We start from the raw sequence: 26221 nt of genomic DNA on the forward strand, positions 1-26221 counted from the left end.
GGAGAAGGAAGGAAGCCTGGAGAGACGTCGAACGACGTGAAGACGAAAACGGGCGTGCTGGGAACACCAGCACGCCCGTTCGTGAAACCGCAGATCGAGTGCGAAGCTCTCAGGCTTCCGTGATCTTCGAGGCGGCCTCGATGAGATCGAGGATCTTGTCCTCCAGGATCATGCCGATCAGCATCTCCTGCTTCTTCGGATCGCGGTACTCGGCCTTGACCTTGGCGACGTTCTTGCCGGTCTGCTCGGCGAGCTCCTCGTAGCCCTTGTCGATGTCCTGCGGCGTGACCTGGACCGTCTTCGCCTTCGCGATCTCGGCCATGAGCAAGCCCGCGCGAACCTTCGTCTCGGCGTCGGCGTGCACGCGCGCGCGGAGCTCGGGCGTCATCTCGAGGCGCTGGCCCTGGCGGCGCGCCGCCGTGACGAGCTCGCGCTCCGTGAGCTGCGCCTGCTGCTCGACGAGCGAGGGCGGCACCGGGATCGGGTTCGCCTTGCAGAGCTCGAAGACGAGCTTCTCCGCGACGGAGTCGGTCGCCTTCTGCTTGAGCTCCTTCTCGATCTTCGCCGAGAGCGCCGTGCGCATGGCCTCGAGGTTCTCGTGGCCCACGTCCTTCGCAAACTCGTCGTCGACCTCGGGGAAGTTCCGCTCGCGGACCTCCTTCAGCGAGACGTGGAACGTGCCCGTCTTGCCGCGGAGCGACTCGTTCGTGTGACGCTCCGAGAAGCTCACCGTCGCGTCCTTGGACTCGCCGACGTTCATGCCGGTGAGCACGTCCTCGATCTCCTTGAAGATCTGGCCGCTGCCGATCTCGGTCTCGATCTCCTGCTCTTTCCCCTCACGGACCTTGCCGTCGACGTCGAGGGTGAAGGCGATGCGCACGAGGTCTCCAGCCTTGGCAGGACGCTCGGGCTCGGGCGCGGAGAGCGTCGCGTGCTCGCGGCGGAGGCGCGCGACCTCGGCGTCGATCGCGTCGGCCGTGACCTCGGTCTTCGGCCGGCTGACCTCGAAGCCCTCCCACTTCACCTCGGCGATGTCGGGGCGGACCTCGAAGCGCGCCTTGTAGGAGAATGACTCCTCCGGGCGGAGCTCGACGGGGGCAATGTCAGGCTGCGAGAGCGGCTGCACCTGCTGCGACGCGAGGGCACGGTTCAGCGTGGTGTCGACCAGCCGGCGGGCGACGTCCGCGTGGATGCTGCCCGAGTAAAGATGGGCGAGCACATGGCGCGGCGCCTTGCCTTGGCGGAAGCCCCTCACGCGGGCGGAGCGCTGGAGGTTGGCGTAGGCCTTGTCCACCTCGGTGCGAACCTGCTCGGCAGGAATCTCGACCTTGAGCTCGACGAGGACCGGGGAGAGCTTTTCGACGGTGACTTGCATGGGCGTTCGTTGGAAGGAACGGCGCCATGCCATGCACGGCGGGAGGGGTCAAGCGAGGGCGGGTTTGAAGACAAAAAAAGAACCCCGACGGAGAGGCGCCGTCGGGGCTCTGGTGGACGTTCGGGACTTCGGATCACCTTCGGTGTCCTGCGCCCCGAACCCCCGCGGGTCCAAGCAACCCAGGAGGTCTGGCGAGACGTAGGGCTCGGCCCCCCGATGCGTCCGATGCCGGAGGGCATCGGGTGGACGCTCGGGGCTTCGGATCACCTTGGGTGTCCTCATGCCCCGCGCTCCCTCGGGCGCATCGGGGGACGGAGGCCCGCCCGCGGCGGGCCCCCTGCCTCAGAAGTCGCGCATCGAAGCGAAGGGATCGTCGTCCTGGTCGAGTTCGATCTCCTCCTCAAAGGAGGTGTCCTCGACGATGTCCTCGAGGCTCAGGTTGACGCGGGTACCCGCGCGGATGATCTCACGCTCGAACTCGGCGAAGTTCTGGAAGCTCTTCGGCAGCGGCATGGCTCTCTCCTCGGCAGCGCGCAGGTTCGGCAGCCCGCGCGCGAAATCAGCGCTCAGGTCGATCGGCGGTCGTGGTTCGGGAAAAGCGGCAGGACGCGGGCAGACGCGGGCAGGCTCGGCGCGGCCCAGAAGGCACGCGCGAGCACGCGGTCGCACGCGGTCGACTCGTGGTGGGTGGCGAGGGCGCTCGCGAGCCGAAGCCCGCGCGCCCCAGCGCCCCTTCGGCCCCCGGAACGGCGCGACGTCGTGGACGTCGATGACGTTGTCCCACATGCACCCACAGCGAGCGACATGTGCGCCACTGTAGATACTGGTGAGGCAAGGGCCAAAAAAACGTGATCGACGTGCCCTCGACGGGGGGGCGAGGGTCGTGTAAGCAGCCGCTATCCACGGGATCGTCCCCCGGGACGGACGACCCTCCACCGCGCCTTCAGGCGCGGCGTTCCCGGCACATTTCATGGCCCCTTCGCCCCTCATCTATGCCGTCGCCAACCAGAAGGGCGGCGTCGGCAAAACGACGACCTCGGTGAACCTGGCCGCGAGCCTCGCCGCAGCCGAGAAGCGGACGCTGCTCGTGGACTGCGATCCGCAGGGCAACGCTTCGAGCGGGGTCGGCGTGCGCCGGCCCAACATCGAGCGCTCGCTCTACGACGTGCTCATCGGCCGCTCGACGCTGCGCGAGTCGGTGATCTCGACGTCGGTGCCGCGGCTCGACGTGGTGCCGGCGACGCAGGACCTCGTGGCCGCAGAGATCGAGCTGGTCGACGCGCCCGACCGCGCGACGAAGCTCCGTGACGCGCTGCGGCCCCACGTCGCGGGTTACGAGTACGTGATCCTCGACTGCCCGCCGAGCCTGGGGCTGCTCACGCTGAACGCGCTCGTGGCTGCGGACCGGGTGCTCGTGCCGCTGCAGTGCGAGTACTACGCGCTGGAGGGGCTCACGTACCTGATGGCGACCATCGACCGCGTGAAAGCGGCCTTCAACCCGGACCTCGGCGTCGAGGGGATCGTGCTCACGATGTACGACGGGCGGACCTCGCTGACGCACCAGGTCGCCGACGAGGTGAAGGGTCACTTCAAGGTCTTCGACTCGATCATCCCGCGCAACGTGAAGCTCTCCGAGGCGCCGTCGCACGGAAAACCGGTGCTGCTTTACGACGCCTCGTCGAAGGGCGCGCAGGGCTACCTGAGCCTGGCGCGCGAGATCCTCGACGTGAACCGGCCGAAAGGCAAAGCCGCGAGGCCGAGGCCATGAGCACGGATCCGAAAAACGCGCCGCGCCGCGCCCTCGGACGCGGGCTCGACGCGCTCCTGCCCGCAGCCGCGCCCCCGTCGCCTTCTGGCGCGTCGTACGGCGACAAGAGCGTGTTCACGTGCCCGATCGAGCGCATCGGCCCGCAGCCCGGTCAGCCGCGGCAGCACTTCGACGACGAGGCGCTCGAAGAACTCGCCGCGTCGATCCGGGAGCACGGGATCCTGGAGCCGATCGTCGTGCGCCGCGCGCAGGCGGGCGCCGACAAGTACGAGATCATCGCGGGCGAGCGGAGGTGGCGCGCGGCGCAACGCGCGGGCCTGAAGGACGTGCTCGTCGTCGTGAAGGACGTCTCGCCGAAGGAGGCGTTCGAGCTCGCGCTCGTCGAGAACGTGCAGCGCGAGGACCTGAACCCGATCGAGCTCGCCGAGGCCTTCGACAGGCTGCTCCGGGAGCACGGCTACACGCAGGAATCGCTCGCGGAGCGCGTAGGCAAGAACCGCACGACGGTGACGAACAGCCTGCGGCTCTTGAAGCTGCCCGCGCGCGTGCGCTCGATGGTGATCGGCGGCGACCTCACCGAGGGCCACGCGCGCGCGCTGCTCGGCGCGCCCGACGACAAGGCGATGGAAGAGATCGCCGACAAGGCGGTGCGGGGTCGGTTGCCGGTGCGGAAGGTCGAAGAACTCGTGCGCACCTCGCGCGGCCCGAAGGAGGGCGGCGGAGGCAAAGGCACGAAGGCCGACGCGCCCGCGCCGAAGTCGCCGGGGGTGAAGGACCTGGAAGCGCGGCTCATGCGCAAGCTCGGCGCGAAGGTCGAGGTGCGCGACAAGGACGGGAGCGGCGAGATCGCGATCGCGTACGGATCGCTCGACGAGCTCGATCGCATTCTTTCCCTGCTCGGCGCCTGAACGAGACGTGTGAGGGCGGGCGCTTGCGGTGCCCGCCGGCTCGCCGCACGATGCCCAGGTGCCGAACGTCGTGCCCGCGCTCGCGATGTTCTTCGGGCTGATGGTGCTCGCTGGCTTCGTGCCACAACCGCTGACGCCCGCGACGCTCCTGGCCGCGAAGACAGCGCCGCCGTGGGCCCTTGCGCTCGTCGCGGCCGTAGCGGCGGCGAGCGCGGCGTTCGTGGATCATCGGCTCGTGCGCACGACCTTCCAGATCAAGGCGCTCGCGGAGATCCGGAAGAAGCCGCTTTTCCAGCGTGCAGAAGGCTGGGTGAAGGTCGCGCCGTTCCTGACGACGGCGGCATTCGCGGCGCTGCCGCTGCCGTTCATCATCGTGCGTGTCTTGATGCCGCTCACGGGGTACCCGGCGTGGCGATACGCCGTGGCCGTGGGGCTCGGGCGGGCGCCGCGCATCTACGTGATCGCGGTCGTGGGCAAGGAGCTCGACATCCCGACCGAGCTCCTCGTCGGGGCCCTCGCGCTCGGCGCGCTCGTCTCGATCGCCGCGTACGTGCAGCAGAGGCGCGCGCCGAAGGCGTGATCAGCGCTTGTTGATCGCCTTGATCTCGCGGAGTTTGTCCTTCGCGGCCTTGCCGATCGGCGCGTCCTTTCCGAGCTCCACGGCCTTGCCCATGGAGAACTCGGCGCTCTGCGGCTTCTGGAGCGCGAGCTGCGCGAGGCCCATGTAGTAGTACCCCGCGGCGTAGTCGGGCTTCACCTTCACGGACTCCTGGTAGTCCGCGAGCGCGCCGGCCTCGTCGCCGAGCTCGTGCTTGCAGGTGCCGCGGCGGACGAACCACTCGGGGTCGGTCGCCTTGAGCTTGATCGCTCGGTCGAACGCGGCCACGCAGTCGCCGAACGCCTTGCCGTAGCCGAGCATGCGACCGACCGTGACGAGCATCGCGGGGTCGTCCTTCGTGCCTTCGAGGACCTTCTTCAGGTGCGGCACGGCCTTCTCGTGTTGCTTCGCCTCGGCGAGCATCGCGGCGTACTCGAAGCGCACCTCGACGGTGTCGCCCTTCGCGATCGCCGTGTCGTAGGCCTTCGACGCGCCCTCGACGTCGCCCTTCAGGCCGAGCGCATAGCCGAGGTTGCGCAACATGCCGACATCACCGGGCACCTTTTCGAGCGCCGCGCGGAGGTGCTTGATGGCGTCGTCGGTGCGCGGCGGGCTCGTCGAGAGGTAGATCGCCGCGAGGTTCTGCGCGGCCGCGGCGAGCCCCGGCTTGAGCTTCAGCGCGGCGAGGTAGGACGCCTCGGCGCCGGCGAGGTCGTTCTCCTTTTCGAGCACGAGGCCCATGTACGCGTGCGCCTCGGCGTTGTCTGGCGACGCCTTGAGCGCGCGATCGAGGTGGACTTTGCCGGCCGCGTACTGCTCCTTGTCGATGTAGGCGACGGCGCGCTGGAAGTCGGTCTGCGCGGCGCCCTCGTTGATGCCTTCGTTCCCGCCAAGAGGCGGATCGGCGACGAGATCGGGATCCTTCGGCGGCGGCGTGCTGCCGCCGCACGCCATGAGGAGGAGCGCCGTGGCGCAAGGGAGGAGGAAGGCTCTCATCGCTCTGTGCGAGGAGGAGGAGGAGAAGACCATGGCCCGCTGTTTCCTTCTTGCTCGAGCGATTCGAGCACCGACTCGATTCCTTGCCGCACCTCGGCGGCACGCTTGCCCGGCGCCACTTTACCGCCGTCCGCCTCGCTGACGTAGAACACGTCGGCGGCGCGCATGCCCTCGGTGTTGATCTTGGCGACCACGATGCTGAGGCCGAGGCGGTAAAGCGCGTCGGAGATGGCGTGCAAGAGGCCCGGGCGATCCCGGGTCATCACCTCGAGGACCGTGTGCCGCGGCGAGGCGCGATCGTCGATGGAGACCTGCGTGCGCACGCGCGGCGTCGCCCGCCGTGGCAGCGCGCTCTTGCCGCGCTTGCTCGCGAGCTCGGCCGTGGTCGTGCGGCCTTCGAGCACGGCGTCGAGGTCCCGCACGAGCACCGGCAACGCGCGCGCGACGCCCTCGACCCCCTCGGCACGATCGCGCACCCAGAAGAGGTCGACGGCCTCGACCGCGCCGCCCGGCAGATGCCGCGAGTGAATCTGCGCGGCGTGCACCTCGAGGCGCGAGGCCGCGAGCGCCGCCGTGATCGACGCGAGCAGGCCCGGTCGATCCGCGGCGACGACGCAGATCTCGGCGGCCTGCGGGTGCCGGGAAGGGACGAGCGCGACGCTGACCGTCCGGCCCTCATGCTTGCGCGCGAGCTCCGCGTGCGAGGCGATCGCCGCGGGCGCGTTCGAGAGCAGGTACCGCTCGGGCATCGACACGAGGTACGTCGGGACGAACGCCTGCCGCGCGGCCCGCTCCTCGTCCGAGGACGCGGGGAGCGCGAGCGCGGCGTCGAGCACGGCCGACTGCGCGCGGGCGGAGCGCTCGTCCTCGCCGGGGTTGCCGGCGAGCGCGCGATCGGCGGCGAGGTAGAGCTCGTCGAGCATGCGCGCCTTCCACGAGGTCATCGACGTCGGGCTCGTCGTGGAGAGGTCGGCGACGGTGAGCAGGTAGAGCTCGGAGAGCGAGTCCCGGTCGGGGATCACGCGCAAGAACTCCTCGATCGTCGCGGGATCGTCGAGGTCCCGGCGGGTCGCCACGTGGTACATGACGAGGTGCTGGCGCACGAGGTGGCACGCGGCCGCGACGTCCTCGGCCGGCAAGCCGAGGCGCTTCAGGATGCCGTCGGCCATGACGGCGCCGCGCTCGCTGTGATCCTTGCCGCCGATCGCCTTGCCTACGTCGTGCAGGAGCGTCGCGAAGAAGAGCATCGTCTTGCGCGTCGCCTCGGCGGCGAGGCGGCACGCGAGCGGGTGCTCGGCCGTGAGCTCTCCGCGCACGAGCGCCGCGAGCCTGTCGACGGCGGCCACCGAGTGAACGTCGACCGTGTACACGTGGTAGACGTCGTGGTGCACGCGCCCGACGACGGGCAGAAACTCGGGGATCATCGCGAGCAAGAGCCCGAGGTCATGCATCTCCGCGAGCGGAGAGCCGCGCTTCAAGCGGGTCTCCTCCGTGGTCGAGACGAGCGCGCAGAAGAGGCGCGCGGCCTCGGGGCTCTCGCGCAGGCTCTCGGTCCAGGAAGGATCCGCGGCGGCGCGCGCGATGGCGTCGCGGGCCCACGGCAGGAGCGGCGCGCGGCGCTCGACGGCCGCCGCGAGCATGCGCAACGCGAGCGCGGGCTCTTTCGTGACGAGCTCGAGCTCGCTCATCGTCACGCAGCCGTCGAACATGCGCACGCCGCCGCCGAGGTCCTCCTCGCGCGGCTTCTTCTTGCCGAGCAGCGGCGCGGCGCGCGCGAGCATGGTCTCCCGCGCGCTCGAGATGATGCGCGCGCTGCGGTAGTACGCGCTCATCATCTTCTCGACGGCCTCGCCGCCCTCGCCGTAGCCGAGCAGCGACGCGATCGACTCCTGCTCGTCGAACGTGAGCCTGTCGCTGCGCCGCCCCGCGTGTGCGTGGAGCAGGTTCCGGATGCGGAAGAGCAGCTCGCGCGCAGCAGCGATCTCCGCCGACTCGCGCGGCAAGAGCGCTCCCACGCGCACGAGATCGTCGAGCTCGTGCACGCCGAAGCGCGCCTTTCCCGCCCAGCACGCGATGTCGAGATCCCGCAGGCCCCCCGCCCCGTTCTTCACATCGGGTTCGAGCAGATACACCGACCCGCCGAACCGCGCGTGCCGCTCGCGCACCTCGTCCTCGAGCTGCGCGAGGAACCGAGGCAGCTCCGTGTGCGCGAAGAGCCCGGCGTCGCACCGCGTCTTCAGCTCGTCCGAGAGCGCGCGGCTCCCCGTGATGTGCCGGTAGTCGAGCAAGCTCGTCGCCGTGGGCAGGTCCGTGCGAGCCGCCTCCACGAGCGCCTCGACCTTGCCGACCTGATGGCCGATCGTCACGCCCATGTCCCAGAGCGGGTAAAGCAGCGCCTCCGCCACGGACGCGGCGGCGCCGAGGTCGCGCGCGAGGAGCCGCACATCGAGGTCGCTGCCGAGCGCGAGCGCGCCGCGCCCGTATCCACCGACGCCGCCGAGCGCGACCTCTTCGAACGCGCCCGCGACTTCCTTCGGCGCAGGCTCGCCGCCGGGCAAACGCAGGCGCCCCTCGCGCGCCTCGGTCCGCAGGATCTCGAAGAGCTGCGTGAGCAGCTCGTCACAGACGCGCGCGTGCTTGCGCCCGAGCACGAGCCCACACGCGTCGAGCGGCGCGGCGTGGCTGCCCGATGGCACGAGCGCTTCGAGCTCGGCGCGGCGCGCGGACCATTCGCGGCGAAGATCCACGAGCACGCCCGTCGGATCCTTCACCTCGGCGGTCATGGTCGTCGCTTCGGGGGGCGCAGCGCGGTGACGGTCTGCGCGAGCCGGAACGGTTCGAGGCCCATGCTGCGCAGGCGCAGGACCTCACTCGCGGCCGAGAACAGAAGGCCCCCGTCTTCGAGCTCGTTCGCGAGCCGCGTGGCGACCTGCTCGCCGGCCTGCGTCGTCAGGTAGAGCAGCACGTTCTTGAACAGGATGATGTGGAACGGCCCCTGCGGCACGCGCTTGACGAGGTCGCACTCCTCGAACTCGACCGCGTTGCGGACGAGGAGGCCGACGCGCAGGCGGCCGTTCTGTTCGTCGCAGAAGCGCTCGACCCACGCGGGCGGGATGTCGCGCGCCGCCTCGCGCCCGTACGTCGCCTCGCGCGCGACCGCGATCGCCTCGGCCGAACGATCCACGCCGAGCACGCGGAAGCGCCGACGCGCCGCCGTGAGCAACATGCCCATCGTGTACGCCTCTTCGCCCGTGCTGCAGCCGGCCGAGAGCACCGCGAGCTCCACGTCCGCGGGGAAGAGCTTTTCGAGCTGACGCTCGATCGCCTCCCACTGCGCGCCGTCGCGGTAGAAGCGCGTCTCGCCCACGCGGAGCGAGGTGACGATCTGCTCGACCGCGGTCTTGTCCTTGAGCAGCTCCCGCGCGACCGCGTTCATCGACAGGCCGCTCCTGTACGACTGATGTTCGAGGTAACGACGCACGCGATCGCGCACCCAGCCGGGCGTCGCGCCACTCGAGCCGAAGCCGAAGAGCTCTTCGGCGAGCTTCAGCGCGACGTCGACGGCGCGATCGCCCGAGTCAGGTCCAGACACGGATGAGCCCTTCGCGCGCGCCATGACGTTCGTGTTCGCTCTCGAGAAGCTCGCACGACGCATGCACGCTCTGTCGCGCGCCGTCCTCGGGGCGCGCGCAGGGCATGTCGTCGGTCGACTGGCTTCCCGCTTCCATCGCGCCGCCAATTTATCACCAAGGCTCGGCCATCCAGGCCAAACATTCATCTTTCCGCCCCCCGCCGCCGTGAACCGGAGTCCACGCCCCCGCTCGTCCGGCGAGATACACCTCGACCCCCGAGACGCGCGCCCGCCCGAGGCCCCTCGCTTCAACCCCGGAAAGCACGTATGGCTTGGAACTTGCTCCCTTTCGCCCTCGCCATGCGCAAGACGATGCTCTGCTCGACCGCGGCGCTCGCCTGGTTCCTCACCGCCGGGACGGCCTCGGCCCAGGCGCCGCCCCCGACGCTCGAACCGCTTCCGCCCGGAGCGCCCCTCCCGCCCCACATCGTCCAGCACTCCGACGGCCGCACGACCGTCAGCCGCACCCCCGAGGAAGGCGTCGACGTCCACGCGCAGACGAGCGCCGGCACGGTCCACGCCTACGAATGCGGCCGCGTCGACGTCGATCCGCGCGCCCCTGCATCCGCGTCCGCGCACGGCGCGTGCCCCCTCCCCCACGCGCTACCGTACCCCTACCCCTCGGCGCCTCCGCCCGCCTACGCCTACCCGCCCCCGCCTCCGCCGATCGCGCCGCGCAAGCCCAAACCTCGGTACGCCCCGGATCCGGCCCGCCGCGGCGCGCTCATCGCGTCGAGCATCATCTTCGGCCTCGGCACGGTCACGACCGGCGCCGCGTACCTCATCTCCCTCGGCGCGAGCGCGGCCTGCGGCGCCACGGAGGCCTGCAGCGTCGAGCCTTCGAAGTCCGCGCTGTACGCGATGGGCGCGATCCTGACGATCACGCCGAGCGTCCCGCGCTTCGTCGTAGGCGACTGGGGCAAGGGCCTGCTCTACACCGCGCTTCGGGGCGGCTCGTTCGCAGCGGGCACGATGATCGATTGGGACGACCCGACCCGCCTTGTCCCCCTCACGTTCGCGTTCCTCGTGCCGCTCACGCTCGGCATCGTGGACCTCGCGACGACACCCCACCGCGAGCAGCTCGAAGCCAAGAAACAACAAGCCGCGAGCAGCTTCGAGCTTCGTGGCCTCGGCCCGACCGTCGCGTACGATCTCCGCGGCAACACAATCCCGGCCCTCGGCGCGATCGGCACGTTCTGACGCTGCCGCCCGCCGTTCTGCTCAGGACCGCCTCTTCTCCCTCGACAACCCCTTCCACCGCCGGTGCAACCACAACCATTGCGCCGGGTACGTCTCGACAAACGATGCGAGCGCGTCCGTGATCCGCGCCGCGACATGCTCCACGTCGGTCCGCGTGGCGAGCGCCTCGGGCTCGATCAGGTCGAAGGCGTCGAGCTCGTGCAAGCCATCGTCGCGGCGGCGGCCGAAAGCGACGACGATCGGCGCACGCGCGCGTGACGCCATCAGCACCGGCGCGAGATCACACCACGCAGGCGCTCCGAGGAACGGGAGTTGCGCGACGCCGGCAGCACGCTCGGGCGCTTGATCGATCATCATCGCGACGACGTCGCCACCGGCGAGCGCTCCCCGCACGCGGGCCGTGGCACCGCGGGCGTCGACGAGAAGGACACCTCGTTCAGCGCGCAGGTGTTGCCACGTGCGATCGAGCGCGCGCCAGGACAAACGCTTCGTGAGGACGTGCAAGGCTGGCGCGCGCCCCGACGGACCCACGTGCTCCCGAAGCCACGCCGCCGCCGCACACGCCGAGAGATCCCAGTTGCCCGTGTGCGCCGTCGCGACCACGACACCACGCCCACGCGCGAGCGCGCGCGCGAAAAACTCCGCGGCGCGCGGCGATACCACGAGCTTCGATGCGAGCGGCGCCTCCGGCCTCCCTGCGGTCCAGAGGAGCTCGAGCAGACCTGCGCCGAGCGAGCCGTACATCGCCGCCGCCGCGCGCCTCGGCGCCGGCACGCCTGCGCGCGCCATCGCGGACTCGACATGACGTCGCCGCACCCGCAATAACCCGCCCACGAACGCGCCCAGCGCCGCGCCGAACGAGCGCAGCGCGTGGTACGGCAGGAGCCCCACGAGGCGCGCCACGAGCCACATCCACAGCGGTCCTCGTGGACGCTGCGGGACGGCCTCGGGCGCGCCTCCTGCGCGAGCGCCGAGCGTCTCGGCCGCTCGGCCTCGTGCGTTCAACCCAAGAAGCCCGCTTTGCGGCCCGCGGCGAGCTTCGTGCCGCCGTCGACGCTCACCGCAAAGAGGTCCTCTCGCGCCACGAAAAACGACTCGCCCTTGATCGAGCGCGCCCGGATGACGCCATGGGCGATCCGCAGCGACTCCACCTTCGCGATGTTCAGCGAGACGCCGTCGTGCGCGACGTACAGCGTCAGGAGCTGACCTTCTGGCAGGCGGAGCCAACCCTCGGGGTCGGTCGTGACGGAAGCGGTGTCGAGCACGGTACGGAGCATGTCCTCGGTCATGCGGCACATTTCCCGCCGTAAGCCCCACGCGTCAAGCGCGAGGGCCCCTCGGACGAGACCGCGTGGTAGCCTCCACGCGCGATGTCCGCCGGAGGCACGAGCCAAGCACCCCGGATCCCGCCGGAGGATCACGTCTTCGTCGACAACGTGAAGAAATCGTTCGGGACGACGCAGGTCCTGAAGGGCGTGACGATGCACCTCCGCCGCAAGGAGACGGCGGTGATCATCGGCGGCTCGGGCGCAGGCAAGACGACGCTGCTGCGGCTCCTCATCGGCCTGGAAAAACCCACGAGTGGGCACATCTGGGTCGACGGCGAGGACATCGGCCCGCTCGGCGAGCGTCAGATGAACCGCGTGCGGCAGAAGTTCGGCATGGTGTTCCAGTACGCCGCGCTGCTCGACTCGCTGAACATCTTCGACAACGTCGCGTTCCCCTTGCGGGAGCACCGCAAGCAGATGTCGGAGAAGGACATCCGCGACAAGGTCGTGGGCATGCTGAACCTGCTCGGCCTCGAGAACAAAGAGCAGCGCATGCCGAGCGAACTCTCGGGCGGCCAGAGGAAACGCGTGGGCCTCGCGCGCGCGCTCATGCTGGAGCCGAAGATCCTGATCTACGACGAGCCCACGAGCGGCCTCGATCCGCAGACGAGCCGCATGGTCGACGATCTCATCGAGGAGACGCGCGACCGGTTCGGCGTGACGAGCGTGGTGATCTCCCACGACATGGCGAGCACGTTCCGCATCGCGCACCAGGCGTTCCTCGTGATCCAGGGTCAGGTCGTCGCCTCGGGCACGCCCGACGAGCTCGCGTACGGCGAGAGCGAGATCGCGCGCGAGTTCATCGCCGCCTCCGGCATCGCACCCGAACGCATCTCGCGCGTCGAGAGCCTGAAACAAGCTGCGGAGGGCGGAGCCGCCGTGCGGTACCACCCGTCGAGCTAAGGAACTTCGTTCGCTGCTTCTTCGAGCGTGACGAACCGCGCGCCGCGCTTCGCGAGCACGTCGAGGGCCGCGGAGAGCGCGTCGAGCCTTCGGGCGAGCGGGATCCGGAGCTCGCGCTGGTGCGGGACGAGGTGCGCGAGGCCGTCGTCCGCGTCGAGAAAATCGATGCCGTGAAGCTCGAGGTTCACGAGCGGCTCGCCCGCGCACGGAGCGGCGAGCAGGCGCGCGGTACGAGGCCCAGCGAGGGCGAGCGAGGTGCCGATGAAGGGCAGGCGCAGCCCGGGCGTGACCTGGATCGGGAGCTCGACGAGGGCGCGGTTTCCCGGGCGAAACAAGGGTTTGCCCGGGCGATACGGGCGTGTCGGCGCGGCGAGCACGCGCGGGGTGTCGAGCACCGAGGCGCTCGTGCGACCGACGAGGCGCATCGCGCCCATCACGAGCGCCTTCGCGCCGTAGTACGCGGGGCACGGGAACACCGACGAATCGAAGCGCAAACCGAGCGCCTCCAGCGCGTCGAGCACGACGTCGGTCACGGTGTACCCGGGCGCGCGGAAACCCACGGGGCGACGACCCGTGGCGCGCTCGATCGCGTCCTGCCCGGCTGCGATGTCGCGCTGGATCTCCTCGGGCGAGCCGCGCGTGAGATCGTACCGGTGCGAGAACGAGTGGTTCTCGACGACGTGCCCGCGCGCCGCGAGCGCCGCGAGCTTGGCCGCGCTCGCGGGCCTCGCGAGATCCGCGCCGATGGCGAAGAGGGTCAGGGGAAGATCGTGCGCCCGCGCGAAGTCCGCCATGCGGACGAGGGCGATGTCGTAGACGGCGTGACGGGCCACGGCCTCGTCCGCGAGCGGAGCGAGGCCGTGGATGTGGTGGTAGTGCGAGATCCCGTCGAGATCGACGGAGACGGCGCCGAGGAGCGCCCTCTCAGCCACCGGCCATCTTCGCAACTTCCGATGCGAAGTCGGGGCCCTGCGGCTTCTCGATGCCCTCGCCGCGCTCGAAGCGGACGAAGCGCACGATCTTCACGGTGCCGCCCGCGGCCTTTTCGGCAGCCTGGCGGAGCTTGTCGATCGTCTGGCCAGGGACCACGACCGACTCCTGCTCGGTCAGCGTGACCTCGCTGAACCACTTGTTGAACTTGCCCTCGATGATCTTGGGCCACGCGCTCTCGGGCTTCGGCTTCGGGTCCTCGCGGAGCTGCCCCTCGAAGATCTCCTTCTGCTTGGCCTTCGCGTCGTCGCCGATGTCCTCGCGGACGAGCGCGACCGGGTTCATCGCCGCGATCTGCATCGCCGTCTCGTCGGCGAACTTCACGACCTCGGCGTGCTGCGCGACCGCGTCGCTCTCGGTCTCGAGCGCGAGCACGACGCCGATCTTGCCGCCGAGGTGCACGTACGCGTGCGAAAGGCCCGACTTGCCGGCGGGGACCTCAGCGCGATCCCAGCGGCGAATGTCGATCTTCTCGCCGATACGCGCCGTGAGGTCGACGATCACGTCGCTCACCTTCTTGCCGTTGAGCTCGCTGCTCTTGAGGTCGGCGCCGAGGGGCGCGGCCGCGGCGAGCGCGAGCACGTCGCCGACGAAGTTCTTGAACTCGTCGCTGCGCGCGGAGAAGTCCGTCTGGATGTTGACCTCGACGAGCGTGGCGGCGCGCTTGTCCTGCGAGACGGAGGCGCGGACTTCGCCCTCGCTGGCGACGGCGCCGGCCCGCTTGGCGCTCTTCGCGAGGCCCTTCTTCAGGATGATCTCGACGGCCTTTTCCATGTCGCCCTCGGCCTCGACGAGGGCGTTCTTGCAGTCGCTCATGCCCGCCTGCGTACGCTCGCGGAGCTCCTTGATCGCCTGCGGATTGATGCCGGCCATGGCTCGTATTCCTCCGGAAAATGTATCGTTCGTGTTGGGGAAATCTTCAGAGGTTCGGGCGCCGGCTCGGCTCGTCCGAGCGGAGCCCCGAACGTGGACAGGATGCTCTCAGGGGTCCCCGGGGGCCGATGGTGGCAGGAAGGGCGCCACCCCGAGCGAGGCGTGAAACCTCGAGCTCGAAAGGGAGCGCCCTCCCGTCACGCTCGCCCGGCCGGGCGCGTGATCACTGCTGGGGCTGATCGCCGCCGCCGCCGCGACCGCCACGGCCGCCGCGACCGCCGCGGCCGCCCTGGTACACGTTGATCTCGTCGCGACGGCCGCCGCCCTGCTGCGGGCCGCCCTGCTGCGGACGCTCGCGATCCTGCTCGCGCTCCACGTCCTTGCGGCGCTGCGAGCCCTCGAGCGCGGCGTCGGCGATGCGGGCCGTGATCAGCCGGATCGACCGGATCGCGTCGTCGTTGCCCGGGATCACGTAGTCGATGAGGTCCGGGTCGCAGTTCGTGTCCGTGATCGCGATGACCTGGACGCCGAGCTTGCGCGCCTCGTTCACCGCGATCGACTCCTGGTGCGGATCGATCACGAAAATCGCCGCCGGCACCCCGCCCATGCCCTTCAGGCCGCCGAGGTACTTCTCCAGGCGATCGCGCTCTTTCTCCATCCGCGCGACCTCCTTCTTGACGAACTGCTCGTACGTCCCGTCCTCCTTCATGCGCTCGAGCGTGCGGAGGCGGTCGAGGCCCTGCTTGATCGTGCGGAAGTTCGTCAGCGTGCCGCCGAGCCAGCGGTTCGTGACGAAGTACATCCCGGAGCGGCGGGCCTCTTCCTGGACGATGTCCTGGGCCTGGCGCTTCGTCCCGACGAACAGGATGCTGCCGCCGCGGCCGACCGCGTCGACGACGAAGTCGTACGCGCGCTTGAAGAGGCGCACCGTCTGGTCGAGATCAACGATGTGAATGCCGTTGCGCGCGCCGTAAATGAACGGGCGCATCTTCGGGTTCCAGCGCTTCGTCTGGTGGCCGAAGTGCACGCCCGCGTCGAGCAGCGAGCGGAGGGGCAGCGGGAACTCACCGGGGCCGGGGGGCACGAAGGTGCCGGCGGACTCGGCAGTGGACATCGAAACGTCGGTCATGGCACGGATTCCTTACTCGGGTTCGGTTGGACCTCCGCTCCCCATCCTGCGGACAACCCCCCGGGATCAACAGATCCTTGGGAGCACCGGCCGCAGGTCCCACCTCATGGGGCGTGTGCCGGGGGAGCGTGTGGAGTCCGTTTGCCGTTGCAAATGCGGGGGCAAACGGGGGCGCGCATCCTGCCCCGCGCGTTGGGGCTTGTCAACGGAAGGAACGGGCCTTTCGTTCGGTTCCTCGCGGTGAACCTCCTCACGCGCTATCCCTACGGGAGAACCTGCGACGGCGGACGGACCATCGGCATCCCAGGGGCACGCCATGAAACAGGATGACGCCGAGCGACCCAGCCTCGACCGGATTCCCACAGGGATCACGGGTCTCGACACCGTCCTCGGCGGAGGCTTCCTGGCCGGCAGCGTCCACCTCGTCGTGGGCCCGCCCGGCAGCGGCAAGACGATCCTCGCCAACCAGATCACCTTCCGCCGCGCCGCGACGGGCCAGACGGCCGTGTACGTCACGCTGCTCGCGGAGGCGCACGCCCGCATGCTCGCGCATCTCGCGGCGTTCGAGTTCTTCGACCCGACCTTCGTGCCGCACCGGATCGTCTACATGAGCGGGTACGGCGTGCTCGAACAGAGCGGCCTCGACGGCCTGCTCGAGCTGCTCGGCCGTACGATCCGGGAGCACGGCGCGGTGTTCCTCGTGCTCGACGGGCTCGGCACGGCGGAGGAGTTCGCCCCGACGACGAGCGTGTTCAAGCGGTTCTTGTTGACGCTCTCGACCTCGGCGAGCTTGACCGGCTGCACGATGCTCCTGCTCGCCACGCAGCGCGCCTCGGACATGCCGCGGCCCGAACAAGCGACGGTGGACGGGCTCATCACACTCGACAAGCGCCGCATCGGCGCGCGCTCGGAGCGCGAGCTCGTGGTCGAGAAGATGCGGGCCACGAAGTACGCGCTCGGCGCGCACGCGATCGACATCGACGAGAAGGGCATCCACGTCTACCCGCGGCTCGAAGCCTGGCCCTTCCAGCCGCCCTCCTCGGCGCCCCCGCGCGGGCGGATCGGCTTCGGCGTGCCGGGGCTCGACACGATGCTCGGCGGAGGTGTCCTCGCCGGTTCGTCCACGGTGCTCGTCGGAGCGCCCGGGACGGGCAAGACGCTGCTCGGGATGAGCTTTCTCCTCGAAGGCATCCGTCGCGGCGAGCGCGGGATTTACCTGGGTTTCGGCGAGGCGCCCGCGCGGATCGTCCAGGCGGCGAAAGGCATCGGGCTCGACGCCCAGGGCGCGCTCGCTCGCTCCGAGCTGACGATGCTATGGTACCCTCCCACCGAGGGTACGGCGGACGCAGTTGCGTGGCGCCTGCTCGAGGAGGCCAGCGAGGAGGGGCAGAAGCGCGTGTTCATCGACGAGCTCCGCGGCTTCCGCAACATGGTGACGGACGTCGAGCGACTCGATCGCTTCCATGCAGCGTTGTGGGCCGCGCTCGCGAGGCGCGGAGCGACCACGCTGCTCGCGGAGACGAACTCCACGTGGGAGCGCGCGCCAAGCACGACCTCGCTGCCGCAGACCGCGTTCGTGGACAATGTCATCCTCCTCGAGGAGGAAGAAAAAGGGCGGCGGCTGCGCAGGTACGTCGCGACCCGCAAGGTCGCGGGCGGTAAGCACGATCCCTCCTCGCGGAGGCTCCGGATTTCGAGCCAGGGCATCGAGGTGGAGCAGCCGAACGCGCGAGGGCGCCTCCGGGGGAGCGCGTGAAGACGATCCTCGTCGTGGACGACGAACTCGACATCGTCGACGTGCTGAGCGACCTCCTCACCGCGGAGGGCTACCGCGTGATCACGGCGTCGAACGGGCGCGAGGGGCTCACGCGTATCGCCGAATCGCGGCCCGACCTCGTGCTGCTCGATCGGATGATGCCCGTCGTCGACGGGGCCGAGATGCTGCGGCTCATGCGCGAAGACGCGTCGCTCGGGGGCATCCCAGTCGTGATGATGAGCGCGGCGGAGGGGCGGAGGCTCTCGCAGGAGCTCGGATGCGCGGCGTTCCTCAAGAAGCCGTTCGACCTCGGGACGCTGCTCGACACGGTCGCGCGCCTCGCTGGTAGGGGCGATCGCGAAGAGGTCGCGCGGAGCTAGGCGACGCCAAAAAGCCTGGGGCGTTCGGCCTTGTCACGAGCGGCGCTCCCGCGGGAAGATGGCTCCCCGAGCGCGCGCCGAGGAACGTCCATGAGCAACCAAGATCGTGAAGAAGAAGCACCGCTTTCCGAAGGCCCCGTATCGGGCCCAGCATCGGACCGCCGCACCGCGTTGCGACACATGGCCGTCTTCCCCGCGCACGTCGACACGGGCAACGGGACCAAGCGCACCGCCGTGATCCGGGATCTGAGCGTCTCGGGCGCCCTCCTGCTCACCCGCGCGCGCGTGAAAATCGGCGATGAGGTCACGCTCTCGCTGTACCTCACGGGCGATCCAAACCAGGCCCGCGAGGTGAAGGGCCGCGTCGTGCGGGACGAGCGGCGCAGCGTCGAGGTCTCGGACATCTGGCCGTACGCCGTCGCCATCCACTTCAACGAGCCCTTCGAGGACATCGAGCCGGCCGTGAAGGCGCTCGCCGAGAAGCAAGCGAGCCTCGGCCTCGTCGGTGGCAAGGATCCCTGAGAGGACGCTCCGCAGCGTATCGCCGGGGTTTCACCCCGGACCCGACCAGGGGCTCTTCGCCCCTGGACCCGAACCAGGGCCTGAGCATTGGTCTCATCTGGGAAGCGCCGCGCCCGGGGCGCTGCCCCGGACCCCGCGGGGGGCTGTCCGCCCCCTCGACCCCGGACCAGCGAGGCGCTGGACCCAGGGTTGAAAAACTGCGCGATGCGCAGTTTTTCAAACAGGCCGACGAAGATGCCGGGGGGACAGCAGAAGCCGTAGCGCGGCTGTCTTGGTGGGGAACGCCGCCGCCGGTCAAGGCCAGGGATGATCCTGCCTACCAAAGGCCGCAGCGCGGACAGGTCGGCGGCCAACGCCTCGTCGCATGACGTCGTGGCGTGACGTGGTGGCCTCACGCTCCAAACAGCACGGCTCCGTCCCTCCACGTGATGGGGCCGTAGGTCTTCGGGCGATGAGCCGATGGTCTCCTGCATCGTGACCATCTCTCGACGCCACGAGCCCGTCGCCCCTTCCATTGCCCCCGTTCCTCCAAGGCACGGCCTCGTACCTCCGGAGGCTCGACGGCACGCACCAGAGACACGTCCCCGTCCCTCCAAGGCACGGCCTCGTTCCTTCGGAGGCTCGACGGCACGCCGCAGAGACACGTCCCCGTCCCTCCAAGGCACGGCCTCGTTCCTCCAAGGCACGGCCTCGTACCTTCGGAGGCTCGACGTCGTCTCTCCGGACACATGTCCCCATCTCTCGCACACACGTCCCCGTCGCCTTGGGACTCGGCCCCCAAGCTTGAAGACACGGCCTCATCGAGAAACTGCGCATCGCGCAGCTCATCGAACCGACGCCAGCGAACCCCCCCATGGTCTTGCCACCGGCCCGCTGGAAGGCCGCACGGCTGTCTCGGTTGGCAACGTCGCTGCCGGTCTTGACCGGGCCTGTTCGATGAACTGCGCATTGCGCAGTTCATCGAGCTTGGGTCCAGCCCCTGGCTGGTCCGGGGTCCCGGGGCGGACAGCCCCGGGTGGGGCCTGGGGCAAAGCCCCAGCCAAGCGGCTTCACGATGAGACCAGTGCTCAGAACCAGGGCAAGCCCGGGACCTCGCGTGCATCGACCGCAATGCGGTCGATGCGCAGCCGAACCTCGCCCGTACCTACCCGCATCGCGTACACTCGTGATGTGCGCGATCTCCAAGCCAGCCCGAGAAAATTCGTCCTCCGTGGCTTCCTGCTCCTCGCGCTGACCGCCTCCGCGTGTATCGCCGGCGCGCCCGAGGGCATCCGTCGTCAGACCGACGGCGACGAAGAAGACCCGCTCATCAATTTCGACGGCGGCGTGCCGCCCATCGACGCCGCGCCCGACATCCCGAACGCGGATCCCTACGCCGTCATCGGCGCCGATCCCACGCACGGCCCCTTCACCGGCGGCCAGCGCGTGCTCCTTCGCGGCAACGGCTTCGCAGCGGCGACACGCGTCTGGTTCGGCGAGGTCGAGGCCGACACGTCCACGATGCTGCCGATCGATCCGACCCGCTTGCAGATCGTCGCGCCCAAGGGCTCCGCCGGCCCGGTCACGCTCACCGTGCAGAAGGGCGACGACGAATCCACGCGCCGCTCGCTCCCCGGCGGATACGCCTACGACGCGCTCTACGCGGCGCCCTCGAGCGGGCCCGTCGCCGGCGGCACGGTCGTCGAAATCGCCGGCGACGGCACGAGCTGGGGGCCCGGCACGGTCGTCAAGATCGGCGGCAAACCCTGCACCACGCAGACCGTCAACGGACCGACCTCGATCACGTGCACCGTCCCCAAAGGCACGCCCGGCGCGAAGCCCGTCGCGGTCGACGCGGGCGACGGCCAGCCGATCGTCGTGCTCGACGCATACACCTACGAGGACAGCACGAACGGCTTCAAGGGCGGCCTCTCCGGGGATCTGCTCGCGGGCAAGCTCAAGGTGCTCGTCTACAACAACTTCACGGGGGATCCGATCCCCGGCGCGCACGTGATCGTGGGCAGCTCTCTCCCGTCCGCGCTCGTGAAACAGGTCGATTCGACGGGCGTCACGCTCTTCGACGATCCCTCGCTCTCGGGCCCGCGCACCGTGACCATCGCGGCCAAGTGCCACAGCCCCATCTCGTTCGTCGACGTCCCCGTCGACACCGTCACCGTCTACCTCGATCCCGTCCTCAGCCCTGCTTGTGTGGCCGACGGCGATCCTCCGCCGGTCGGCGGCAAACCCGGCGCGGGCGGCGGCATCCGCGGCGAGCTCGTCTGGACCGGCAACGTCGAGTTCAAGAAATCCCCCTGGATCAACGTACCCGCGCCCGCGCCGGGCGAACGCCAGGCCGCGTACGTCTTCCACGCGACGCAGGATCCGACCGCGTCCTTCCAGCTCCCACACCCCTCGACCGCCATCCTCCCCGATACCCCCGGCGAGCTCGGCTACCAGTTCCAGCTCGGCAGCAGCGCCGGCAACCGCGCCCTGTACGCGCTCGCCGGTGTCGAGACCACGAACACCGTCCCGACGAAGTTCACGGCGTACGCGATGGGCATGGTGCAAGGCGTGAGCGTGCAGCCGGGCGTGTTCACCGAGCAGGTCTACATCGTGATGGATCGGTCGCTCGATCAAGCCCTCACGATGAACGTCACGCCGCCCGCGCCGGGGCCGAAGGGTCCGGATCGCGTGCGCGCCACGGTCTCCGTGATGCTCGGCAACGACGGCTACGCGATCCTGCCCGCGGGCGTGAAGACGCCGCTCTTGCCGCTCGCTGGGCCCATCCCCTTCGTCGGCCTGCCTGCGCTCGACGGCTCGTTGTTTGGCGCGACGTACCACTCCACCGCGCGCGCGGTCACGGGCGCGCAGGCCTCGGCGCCGATGTCCGTCGTCGGCCGGCTGCTCTCGACGAGCACCGCCGAGGGCCTCGTCGTGGAGGGGTTCGTCGGCGTGCCGACGCTGAACACGCCGGTGAGCGGCGCGGCCTGGGATGGCCGTCACCTCGCGACCACGTTCGGCGCCGGCGGCTCCGCGATCGACCTCTCGGTCTACGACATCGCGAGCGGCGGCGGCCTCATCCGCTGGACCGTCGTCGTGCCCAAGGGCTCGCACGCCGTCGAGGTCCCCGATCTCTCGGGCTTCCCCTTCCCCTCGGGCGGCCTGCCGGGCGGGCCCGTCACGATCGGCGTCTATGGCGCGCGCGTCGAGAAGTTCTCCTACGGCGCGCTCCGCTATCGCGACATCCGGCCGAGCGGCATGAGCGCCTATGCCCTCGACTACTTCAACGTGTTCCTGTGATCGCGACGAGGAGACGCGCATGAACGAGCGATCCAGGCGCTCGAAGAAGCTCGGCCGCGGCGCCCTCGTCGTCTTCGCCACGGCGCTCGTCGCGAGCTGCTTCGACAAATCGACCCGCTGGGAAGAGGTCGAGCCCAAGCCCCCGCCGCCGCCCGCGTGCGTCGTGGGCCTCGAACGATGCACGACCGCGCTCGAGCGCTGCACCGACGACGGCGCGGGCCCTGCGTGGACCCTCGTCGAGGACTGCGCGGCCGAGGGCCTCGTCTGCGCGCCGACCTTGCTCCGTTGCACGGCGTGCCTCCCGAATGCAGGGAGCTGCAAGGGACAAGAGGCCTACCGCTGCAACGCGGATGGCACCGCCGCGACGCTCGTCGACACGTGTGATCCGTCGAAGGGCATCGCGTGCCGCCTCGGGAACTGCGTGGATCTCTGCGGCCGCGCGACCATCGAGAAGAGCAACGTCGGCTGCGAGTACTGGGCGGTCGACCTCGACAACGCGATGATCGACGCGACCAGCAACGCGGCCGCGCAGCAGTTCGCGGTCGTCATCTCGAACCCGCACCCGGACGTCGCCGTCTCCGTGCGGATCGCGCAGGACGACGGCCTGCCGGGCTCCGAAGCTGCGCCCTACGACATCGCGACCGCGGTCATCGCGCCCTTGAACCTCCAGGTCTTCAAGCTCGGCCCACGCGAGGTCGACGGCAGCCCCGAGGGCGAATACGACACGGGCACGCACACGGCGCTCACGCGGCACGCCTACCGCGTCCGCTCGGATTTCCCCGTCGTCGCGTATCAGTTCAACCCGCTCGAAAACGTCAACGTCTTCTCGAACGACGCGTCGCTCTTGAAGCCCACCGAGGCGCTCTCGTTCGGCGTCGAGGACAGCCTCATCACGTCGTACGTCGTCGTCGGCTGGCCGCAGACGATCGCCGCGACCGACGATCCGGACACGAACTTCAACCCGAACGACCCGACCCACCTCCGCTCGTTCCTCACGGTCGTCGGCACGCAGCCGAACACCACGGTCCGTGTGCATACGAAGACCAAGGTCGTCGGCGGCGGCCCCGTGCCCGAGACGCCGGCGAACGGCACGATCGAAGCGCGCCTCGACGCCTTCGACGTGCTGAACCTGGAGACGGGCGATTTCAACGCCGACTTCACGGGCAGCACCATCGAGTCGACCGGGCCCATTGCGGTCTTCACGGGCGGCGAGGCCTCGGACGCGCCCCATTTCCCGACCCTGGCCTACCGCCGCTGCTGCGCCGATCACCTCGAAGATCAGCTCGATCCGATCCGCACGGCTGGAAAGTCGTTCGCCATCCCCCACACGCCGAGCCGCACGCGCATGGTCAAACAAGCCGGCGCGCTCATCGACGAGGTCCCCGAGCCCGATTACGTGCGCTTCGTCGCCGCCTCGAAGGCCGGCGCGAAGATCACGACGAGCCTGCCGCCTCCGTACGACGTGATCGACCTCAAGTGGCTCGGCGATTCGGCCGAGGTCACGACCTACCGCCATTTCACGGCCGAGAGCACGGAGCCCATCATCGTGGCGCAGATCATGGGCAGCCAGGACGCCGCGGGCGTGCGGCGTGGCCTGCCCGGCGGCGATCCGAGCCTGCTCATCGTCCCCCCGCTCGAGCAGGCCCGGCCCGATTACGTCTTCCTCACGCCCGACAAATACGCATTCGATTACGTCTCGATCGTCGTGCCCACGGGCCAGGGTGTCCTGCTCGACGAGATCCTCATGGGCCCTGATAGCTGCGAGGTCGAGGCGGCCGACGGCCTCACGATCGAGGAGCGCGGCGGCGAGCCGCCTGCGTACCTCGTCTACAACTGCCAGCTCAGCTTCCCCCTCATCGAAGCGCTCGCGAACTTCGTGATCACCCTGCCGGGCAAGCAAAACGACGGCGTCCACCGGGTCGTCGCCGGCGTCCCGGTCCTCGTGACCGTGGGTGGGTTCGATTCGTACGTGAGTTATTCGTACGCGGCGGGCACCGATCTCCGGGCGATCGCGCTGCCGGAGTGATCACGGAGAGGGGCTCGCCTTCACGGACGAGCCCCTCGCACAACGTCAGGGCAGCACCTCCGTTAGAGGTTCTTGAGCTGCGCCACCACCTGCTTTGCGGACGCGACCGGATCCTTGTCTTTGTACGTCGTGTCGGCGAGGCCGGCGAAGACACTCGTGATGTCGTGGTCGACCTTGCCCGCCTGGGCCCAGACCTCGACCTTCGGGTTCGTCATGTACACCGAGAACGCGCGGTGCTCGCTGCCCGGCCGCTCGCCGATGATGTGCACGATGGCTCGCCTGCTCTGCGCATCGGCGAGTTTTCCGTAAAGAACCTCGCCCGCGTGATACCCCGCGCGCACGCGCCCCGCCGTGCACACGATGTGCTCGGGCGCGACCTTGTAGCCCGCCTTTTCGAGCTCCGCGCGCAGCGCCGGCAGGAACTTGTCGACGTGGCCCGGATCCGAGATCGAGAAGGCGTTCAGGCCCTCGGAAATCATGATCTGCACGTCGTATTTGCCCGCGTGCGTGTCGCGCAGCGTCTCGAGCTCGCGAACCGCCTCGTCCTTGAGCTGCTCGCCCGTCGGCGGGTGCAGGATGTAATCGTCGCGATCCTTCGCGCCCGTCCAGATCTTCACCGCGCTCGGGATCGTCGCGACGAACGCCGGATCGAGCTCGGCGAGGATGCTCTTCTTGCCGTCGGCCACGAGGTCGCGGATGTACTTGTCGAGCGTGGGGTTCAGATCCCACGGGTTCGCCCCGTGGCCCTCGGCGATGAACACGCCACGCGCCTTCACGGCGTCGAGCGCGTCGAGCGTCTCCTGCGCATTCATGATCTCGTCCACGGAGCGCATGTCGGCCGGGTCCTTCGCCTTCACGTACTTCGCGTAGACGTACTTCACGTTGCCGAAGTACTGCGTGGGCTTGCCCATGGCGTCGATCACGCCGAGCTCCTGGAAAAATGCCCACATCTTGTCGTCGACCTTGAAGCCGTGCTTCTCGCGGATCCGGACGTGGTCCTGGAACGCGGTCGTCAGGTACGAGAGCATCGGATCGTTCTTCGTGGGCAAACCCATGAGGTAGGCGGGGTTCGCCGGCATGATCTCGTCGATGCACCAGTCGAGATCGTCGAGATCCACCGACATGTGCAGCGTCGAGCAGATGTCCAAGCCGATGGGCAGGCCGTGAAGCTTGCCCATCACGATGTCCTCCAGACAGCAGCGGACGAGCTGCTGCTTCGTGCGGAAGACCTCGGGGCCGATGAAGCCCGCCACGTCGTTCAGGTGCACCCAGGGCGCCTCGGGTTGGCCCGCGGCCTTTTGCGCCTCGGCCACCTTCTTCTTCAGCGCGCGCGCAAAGCCGTACTTGCGCGCCTCGTGCACGACCATGTCGAAGCCCGCGCCGTGGCCGTTCGTCGCGTCCGCGCCCTGGCCTGTCTCGAAGTAGAGCCCGTACTTGCCCGAGCGCGTGGCCGCGTGGTTCAGCATCTTCTCCACGGTCACGTCGAACGTCGCGTTCGCGTCGACCGTGCTGCCGAGGCTCTGGAACCAGAGCGCCGTCGAGAGCGGGAACTGCTTCTCCACCTCGGCCTGCACGTCGATGTGCGCGAGACAGCAATGCGGCATCGAGTCTTCGAGCTTGAACGTGACGAGCACGTCCTTCAGCACCTCCTCGATGGCGTGCACGCTCGCGACCTCGCTCGACACGGGGTTGTTGCCGAGTACGACGTCGCCGACCGCGAAGGCGAAGCCGTTCATGACCTGCCAGAGGATGTCGTTCGTGTCGTCGGTGGGCGAGTTCGGCTGGATGCGCGCGCCCATGTACCCCTTGGCGCCGATGTTCGAGCCCGGCAGCGGGTTGAACACCGTCTGGCCGACCTTGATGAGCTCGTCGTTGCCCATGAGCTTCACGATCATGCCGATGATGTCGCTCGGCAGGCCCACCATGACGGCCTTGATCTCGTCCTCGGTCTTTTCGAGCAAGAACGATTTGAGCTCCGACATCTTCCACGCGCGCACGCCGTCGAGCGCGGCCGCGTCGGTCGCCTTGAGGACGAGGTCGTACACCGCGTCTTCGAGCATCGGGCGGTCCACGAGGTCGCCGATCTTCGTGTTCGCAAGGAGCTTGCGCGCGTTCTCGCGCGACGGCTCGTCGGCGGCTGCGATCCCGAGGGCCTCGTCGCCTTCCTTGAAATCGTTCGCGGCGCCGATCACGGCCTTGTAGAACTCGTGGTCGTACTTCTCCTTGACGCGGATCACGTAGGCGATCACGTCCTCGCCTTCCTTGATTTCGGGGATGGATACGCCCGAAGGCGCCGTGGGCGCCCCAGGCGCCGGCGCGATGGGATCGGAGCCACACCCCGCCGCGAACGTCGCGGCGACGCCGCCGAGGAGCCCCATCATGAAGGTGCGACGGCGAAGCGCGAGGCGCGTCGCTGGGGGAAGCGCCGTCGCCGCCACTCGAATCTGCCGAGGTCTACGAGGACGAGTGAGCTCGTTTGTCAGCTTCTTCATGCGATCGTGCTCCCAAGCAACCATCCAAAGAGTGCGTCGCCCGCATAACGGCGAACCGCATCGAGCG

21 protein-coding genes are annotated in these 26221 nt (G+C 69.3%); 10 read left to right on the forward strand and 11 right to left on the reverse strand.

Going from position 1 to position 26221, the window contains the following annotated elements; translation table 11 throughout:
- Nucleotides 1–109: 109 nt before the first annotated feature.
- Together tig and QHF89_RS28850 are read right to left on the reverse strand one after the other, a co-directional pair.
- Entirely contained in the window at nt 110–1375 is a 1266-nt protein-coding gene (gene tig, locus QHF89_RS28845; RefSeq protein WP_136968862.1) for a trigger factor, read from the reverse strand.
- Nucleotides 1376–1717: 342 nt separating this feature from the next.
- On the reverse strand, nt 1718–1888 hold the full coding sequence (locus QHF89_RS28850; RefSeq protein WP_136928010.1) for a transcriptional regulator: 171 nt from the start codon (nt 1886–1888) through the stop codon (nt 1718–1720).
- 457 nt (nt 1889–2345) lie between these two features.
- Here QHF89_RS28850 and QHF89_RS28855 point away from each other — a divergent pair, with 457 nt between their 5' ends.
- The 3 genes from QHF89_RS28855 to QHF89_RS28865 are packed head-to-tail and all read left to right on the forward strand — an operon-like array spanning nt 2346 to nt 4631.
- On the forward strand, nt 2346–3143 hold the full coding sequence (locus QHF89_RS28855; RefSeq protein WP_136927880.1) for a ParA family protein: 798 nt from the start codon (nt 2346–2348) through the stop codon (nt 3141–3143).
- Entirely contained in the window at nt 3140–4051 is a 912-nt protein-coding gene (locus QHF89_RS28860; protein WP_136968863.1) for a ParB/RepB/Spo0J family partition protein, read from the forward strand. The genes QHF89_RS28855 and QHF89_RS28860 overlap by 4 nt, the downstream gene beginning before the upstream one ends.
- A 58-nt stretch (nt 4052–4109) precedes the next feature.
- On the forward strand, nt 4110–4631 hold the full coding sequence (locus QHF89_RS28865) for a VTT domain-containing protein (RefSeq protein WP_136927882.1): 522 nt from the start codon (nt 4110–4112) through the stop codon (nt 4629–4631).
- Here QHF89_RS28865 and QHF89_RS28870 read toward each other — a convergent pair whose 3' ends face one another.
- From QHF89_RS28870 to QHF89_RS28880, 3 genes are read right to left on the reverse strand one after another with little or no spacing between them, the layout of a single operon-like run.
- Complete coding sequence (locus tag QHF89_RS28870; protein WP_284721058.1) at nt 4632–5645, reverse strand: tetratricopeptide repeat protein; 1014 nt, start codon at nt 5643–5645, stop codon at nt 4632–4634.
- The gene (gene glnD, locus QHF89_RS28875) at nt 5642–8428 is read right to left on the reverse strand and encodes a [protein-PII] uridylyltransferase (RefSeq protein WP_136968865.1); all 2787 of its coding nucleotides are present in this window, start codon (nt 8426–8428) and stop codon (nt 5642–5644) included. Before glnD ends, QHF89_RS28870 begins: the two co-directional genes overlap by 4 nt.
- On the reverse strand, nt 8425–9237 hold the full coding sequence (locus QHF89_RS28880; protein WP_284721059.1) for a CheR family methyltransferase: 813 nt from the start codon (nt 9235–9237) through the stop codon (nt 8425–8427). The genes glnD and QHF89_RS28880 overlap by 4 nt, the downstream gene beginning before the upstream one ends.
- Nucleotides 9238–9555: 318 nt before the next feature.
- Here QHF89_RS28880 and QHF89_RS28885 point away from each other — a divergent pair, with 318 nt between their 5' ends.
- Nucleotides 9556–10476, forward strand: a complete 921-nt coding sequence (locus QHF89_RS28885; RefSeq protein WP_284721060.1) for a hypothetical protein — start codon at nt 9556–9558, stop codon at nt 10474–10476.
- A gap of 21 nt (nt 10477–10497) precedes the next feature.
- On the opposite strand, the gene QHF89_RS28890 is transcribed toward QHF89_RS28885, so the two are convergent.
- Both QHF89_RS28890 and QHF89_RS28895 read right to left on the reverse strand, forming a co-directional pair.
- A complete protein-coding gene (locus QHF89_RS28890; RefSeq protein WP_136968868.1) occupies nt 10498–11388 on the reverse strand; it encodes a lysophospholipid acyltransferase family protein in 891 nt (296 codons plus the stop codon).
- Between the two features lie 89 nt (nt 11389–11477).
- Entirely contained in the window at nt 11478–11765 is a 288-nt protein-coding gene (locus QHF89_RS28895; RefSeq protein ID WP_136927888.1) for a hypothetical protein, read from the reverse strand.
- A gap of 81 nt (nt 11766–11846) precedes the next feature.
- Here QHF89_RS28895 and QHF89_RS28900 point away from each other — a divergent pair, with 81 nt between their 5' ends.
- Nucleotides 11847–12707 (forward strand): ABC transporter ATP-binding protein, encoded by an 861-nt coding sequence (locus QHF89_RS28900; RefSeq protein ID WP_136927889.1) that lies wholly within the window; start codon nt 11847–11849, stop codon nt 12705–12707.
- Here QHF89_RS28900 and QHF89_RS28905 read toward each other — a convergent pair.
- The 3 genes from QHF89_RS28905 to rpsB form a co-directional block, all read right to left on the reverse strand.
- Entirely contained in the window at nt 12704–13639 is a 936-nt protein-coding gene (locus QHF89_RS28905; protein WP_136968869.1) for a polysaccharide deacetylase family protein, read from the reverse strand. The genes QHF89_RS28900 and QHF89_RS28905 overlap by 4 nt on opposite strands.
- A complete protein-coding gene (tsf, locus tag QHF89_RS28910) occupies nt 13632–14570 on the reverse strand; it encodes a translation elongation factor Ts (protein WP_136968870.1) in 939 nt (312 codons plus the stop codon). The genes QHF89_RS28905 and tsf overlap by 8 nt, the downstream gene beginning before the upstream one ends.
- A 223-nt stretch (nt 14571–14793) precedes the next feature.
- Entirely contained in the window at nt 14794–15699 is a 906-nt protein-coding gene (rpsB, locus tag QHF89_RS28915) for a 30S ribosomal protein S2 (RefSeq protein ID WP_136927892.1), read from the reverse strand.
- 316 nt (nt 15700–16015) lie between these two features.
- On the opposite strand from rpsB, the gene QHF89_RS28920 reads away from it, so the two are divergent.
- From QHF89_RS28920 to QHF89_RS28940, 5 genes are all read left to right on the forward strand, one after another.
- A complete protein-coding gene (locus tag QHF89_RS28920) occupies nt 16016–17455 on the forward strand; it encodes a DUF7125 family protein (protein ID WP_136968871.1) in 1440 nt (479 codons plus the stop codon).
- Nucleotides 17452–17835, forward strand: coding sequence for a response regulator (locus QHF89_RS28925; RefSeq protein ID WP_136927894.1), 384 nt, complete (start codon nt 17452–17454; stop codon nt 17833–17835). Before QHF89_RS28920 ends, QHF89_RS28925 begins: the two co-directional genes overlap by 4 nt.
- A 90-nt stretch (nt 17836–17925) precedes the next feature.
- Nucleotides 17926–18357 carry a PilZ domain-containing protein gene (locus QHF89_RS28930; RefSeq protein ID WP_136927895.1) on the forward strand — a complete coding sequence of 144 codons (432 nt, stop codon included), beginning with the start codon at nt 17926–17928 and terminating at the stop codon, nt 18355–18357.
- Between the two features lie 1170 nt (nt 18358–19527).
- Nucleotides 19528–21636: an IPT/TIG domain-containing protein gene (locus QHF89_RS28935; RefSeq protein ID WP_284721061.1), complete on the forward strand. Its 2109-nt coding sequence runs from the start codon at nt 19528–19530 to the stop codon at nt 21634–21636.
- Nucleotides 21637–21655: 19 nt separating this feature from the next.
- Nucleotides 21656–23662, forward strand: a complete 2007-nt coding sequence (locus tag QHF89_RS28940) for an IgGFc-binding protein (RefSeq protein ID WP_136968873.1) — start codon at nt 21656–21658, stop codon at nt 23660–23662.
- Between the two features lie 62 nt (nt 23663–23724).
- Here QHF89_RS28940 and eutB read toward each other — a convergent pair whose 3' ends face one another.
- A complete protein-coding gene (eutB, locus tag QHF89_RS28945; protein ID WP_136968977.1) occupies nt 23725–26043 on the reverse strand; it encodes an ethanolamine ammonia-lyase subunit EutB in 2319 nt (772 codons plus the stop codon).
- Between the last annotated feature and the right edge of the window lie 178 nt (nt 26044–26221).

The sequence above is a fragment of the Polyangium sorediatum genome, from assembly GCF_029946465.1.
In the GTDB taxonomy this organism is placed as follows: Bacteria; Myxococcota_A; Polyangia; order Polyangiales; family Polyangiaceae; genus Polyangium; species Polyangium fumosum.